This window comes from Thermodesulfobacteriota bacterium (genome assembly GCA_036482575.1).
Taxonomy (GTDB): Bacteria; Desulfobacterota; GWC2-55-46; order GWC2-55-46; family JAUVFY01; genus JAZGJJ01.
This window is the reverse complement of sequence record JAZGJJ010000105.1, coordinates 1-3517: the sequence shown is the minus strand read 5'-3', so window position 1 is coordinate 3517 and position 3517 is coordinate 1. Positions and strand designations below refer to the sequence as shown.

4 protein-coding genes are annotated in these 3517 nt (G+C 59.1%); all 4 read right to left on the bottom strand.

Features of this window, described 5'->3' with window-relative positions; all coding sequences use genetic code 11:
* Window positions 1–198 (bottom strand): hypothetical protein (locus V3W31_04520; protein MEE9614204.1); only part of this gene is annotated, 198 nt, incomplete at its 3' end.
* 6 nt (window positions 199–204) lie between these two features.
* A complete protein-coding gene (locus tag V3W31_04515; GenBank protein ID MEE9614203.1) occupies window positions 205–1233 on the bottom strand; it encodes a 6-phosphofructokinase in 1029 nt (342 codons plus the stop codon).
* A 43-nt stretch (window positions 1234–1276) separates the two neighbouring features.
* Entirely contained in the window at window positions 1277–2692 is a 1416-nt protein-coding gene (locus V3W31_04510) for an ATP-binding protein (protein MEE9614202.1), read from the bottom strand.
* Window positions 2693–2705: 13 nt separating this feature from the next.
* On the bottom strand, window positions 2706–3416 hold the full coding sequence (locus tag V3W31_04505) for a Crp/Fnr family transcriptional regulator (GenBank protein MEE9614201.1): 711 nt from the start codon (window positions 3414–3416) through the stop codon (window positions 2706–2708).
* Between the last annotated feature and the right edge of the window lie 101 nt (window positions 3417–3517).

The window sequence follows — 3517 nt, the reverse complement described above, 5'->3', positions numbered from 1 at the left end:
CACCGTGGCGAAGGAAAGCCCGACTACCCTCCGTATAATGATGTTTATTACTATCGGGATATACAGGCACCTCGCCCAGGGCCTTGAGAACTTCGGGTATCGGCCCCTCAGGTAGCCGGCGGGTATGCTCGTCGCGACGACAAAGATGAGGAATGCCGCGAGCACCCAGTGGTAGTTGGCGTCCGTAATCTCCAGCATGGCCCCTTACCCGAAGAACACTTCGGCTATCTTGTATATCTCCATATCGACGGTCTTCGTCTTTCCCACCGCCTCCTCGAGTGATACGTCGGTGATGGAGTTGCCCTGGAGCGCGGCCATCCTGCCGAACTTCCCCTCTTCTATGAGTTCCGCCGCCTTAACGCCGAAGCGCGTGGCGAGTATCCTGTCGTAGGCCGTCGGGGTGCCCCCCCTCTGGAGGTGCCCGAGCACCACGTGGCGCGTCTCGAACCCGGTCCTCTTCTCGACCTCTTTTGCCAGGAACTCCCCCACCCCGCCGAGCTTTACGTGCCCGAAGGCGTCGAGCTCCTTGTCCTTCGTTATCATGCTGCCCGACTCCTTCGGGTGGGCCCCTTCGGCGGCGACTATGATGCTAAAGTTCTTGCCGCCTTCCTTCCTCTTCCTTACGACCTCGCATACCTCATCCAGGTCAAAGGGTTTTTCCGGTATGAGTATGATGTCCGCCCCTCCGGCCAGTCCCCCGTAGACCGCGATCCATCCGGTGTGCCTGCCCATTACCTCGACGACCATCGCCCTGTGGTGGGCCTCGGTCGTGGAGTGGAGCCTGTCGAGCGCCCAGGTGACTATGGCGACCGCCGTGTCGAAACCGAAGGTAAAGTCCGTGCCCGAGAGGTCGTTATCGATGGTCTTGGGGACGCCCACGACCTTAACCCCTTCCTTGTGGAGCTTCGCGGCGACCCCGAGGGTATCGTCCCCCCCTATGCATACGATCGCGTCGATCCCGAGCTTCTCTATATTATCGAGGACCTTCCGCTTGTCCCCTTCGGACTTATACGGGTTCGTCCTCGAAGCGCCGAGTATTGTCCCGCCGCGCGGCAGGAGCCCGGATATGGCGTCGGTGTTAAGTGGTACGACCGAAGACTCCACGAGCCCCTTCCAGCCGTCCTTTATCCCCGTAAACTCGTAGCCCAGCGTGGTCCCCTTCTTAACCACGGCCCTTATGACCGCGTTAAGCCCCGGACAGTCTCCACCCCCGGTAAGCACTCCTACTTTCATGGCACGGACCTCCTCTATCGTTAATGCTATAGTTTATAGCGTACTACCGTCCCTTTGCAAGCGGAAGACGCACGGTAAAGACCGTGCCCTTACCCGGCTCGCTCGACACGTCTATCTCGCCGCCGTAGGAGGCGACTATCTCCCTGCATATGCTGAGCCCCAGGCCGAAACTGCCGGCCCCGCCGGTCCTCGCCTTGTCGACCCTGTAAAAACGGTCGAATATATACGGGAGGTCCTCACCGTCGATCCCCACCCCGGTGTCGCTGACCGTAAGCAGGGCCGAGCCGTCTTCACTGGTAAGGGAGAGCGCCACCCGCCCGCCCGACGGGGTATACTTTACGGCGTTGTCGATCAGGTTATAGATGAGCTGGCTCAGCCTGACGCTGTCCCCCATAACGGTCGAGGAGTCGTTCTTCGTAATCTCGAGCTCCACCCCCTTGTCGAGGGCAAGTCTCCTGAAGTGCTCAAAACTCTCGCCGAGGACGTTATCGAGCTTCGCCTCCATCGGCGGAGCGCCGCCGACCTCCACGTCCGCCCGTGCCAGGAGGAGGAGGTTCTTTACTATATGGCTCATCCTGTCTATCTCCTCGAGGTTGGAGACGAGTGTCTGCCTTAGCTCCTCGGTGGAGCCTCCGGACCTGAGTGCCACCTCCACTTCCCCCTTAAGGACCGTCAGCGGCGTCTTCAACTCGTGCGAGGCGTCGGCGGTGAACTGCTTGATCTGATCGAACGACCTCTCGAGCCTCGCTATCATATCGTTCAGGGTCTCGGCTAGCCTGCCTATCTCGTCATGCGGCACCTCTATCTCAAGCCTTTCGTTCAGGTTTTCGACCCCTATCCTGCGGGCCATGGTGGTAATGTCCTCCACCGGCTTCAAGGCCTTCTTGGCCAGGAACCCGCCCACCCAGCTGGCAACAACCACGGACACCACTATGCCGAGGCCGAAGAAGTACAGCATGTAATGGAATATGACCTGCATGCCCTCCATGGACGAGCCGACCTGCACTACGGCCACAATCCCCATATTTTTGAGGACTATCGGTCTGGTTATGGTCCGTATGGGGTATACCCCCGGTATCTTGACGTCCTCGTAGGTGGCCCTCCCGTCACGGGCGCCCTCGTATGCCTCCCGGGATAATGGGAGGGTTATCCCCTCGAGGTTCGAGGACCTGGCCACGACCTTGCCCTCGGGGTCGAACACCTGGATGTGCTTGCCCGCTATCCGGACACCGAAGAACCTGTCGAGGATGATATCGAAGTTCCTCGGCGGCCTCAGTACCCCCGGCGGCTGGATGATGGTATGGCTCAGCATCCCCGCCACCGAGCTTATCTCTCTGTCGGTGCGGTCCAGGAAGACCTTGGAGAGGGCATAAAAAAAGCTCATGCCGAAAGCCAGCAGGCTTACGGTGAGGAGTGTCACGTACCAGAGGGTAAGCCTTTTACGAATGGAAAGCGTCATATCTGCCGGGTCCCTACTCCCCTCCCCCAATTTGCCTCAGTTTTTCGGGGGCCCTTATGAGTATCTCCTTCCTCTTTATATCTATGATCTCTTCTTTCTTAAAGCTCTTCAAGAGCCTTATGGAGGTCTCCTGAGTTATGCCCAGCAGTTCGGCTATCTCAAGGCGAGAGAGCGTAAGGTTGAGCTTTATGCCGCCGTCATGCGCGATCCCGTACTCGCCGGCCAGCGTCGAGAGGAGTTGGGCCAGCTTCTCCCTGGCGCTCATGAGGCCCATGTCGCCTATACGGTCGTAGGCGTGCTTCAACTCCCTGCCGAGCGCGACGACGAGCTTCCCCGATACACCGCTCTCCTTCCGGACTATCCGGAAAAAGGCATCCCTCTCTATGAAACACAGGTCCGTATCGTCCATGGCCACCGCGGTATTGACGTAGCACCTGCCATCATAGAATATCTCCATCCCCAGCATGTCTCCGGGCTGGAGTATCTTTATTATCTGCTGCCTGCCTCTCCTCGACGACCTTAAGAGCTTTACCCTTCCCGTGCAGATTATATGAAGACCCGTGCACTCCTCCCCCTCGGTAAAGACGGCCTCCTTCTTCTTATGGGAGGAGACGGCGACCGCGTCCTTGAAGGGCTGGAGCTGCTTTTCCGAGAGTTCGGAGAAAAGCGCCGTCTCCCTTATACGGCACCTGCAGATCGCGCAGGTGGAAGCCTTATGCGGCATGATCACCCTCAGTTAGCGGACGCAAGGCCGTAGCCCTTTCCGAGTTCGGCGAACGGGAAGTCCGCGCGGTACGGCACTATGGCGAGGCTCACCCCGCCGGC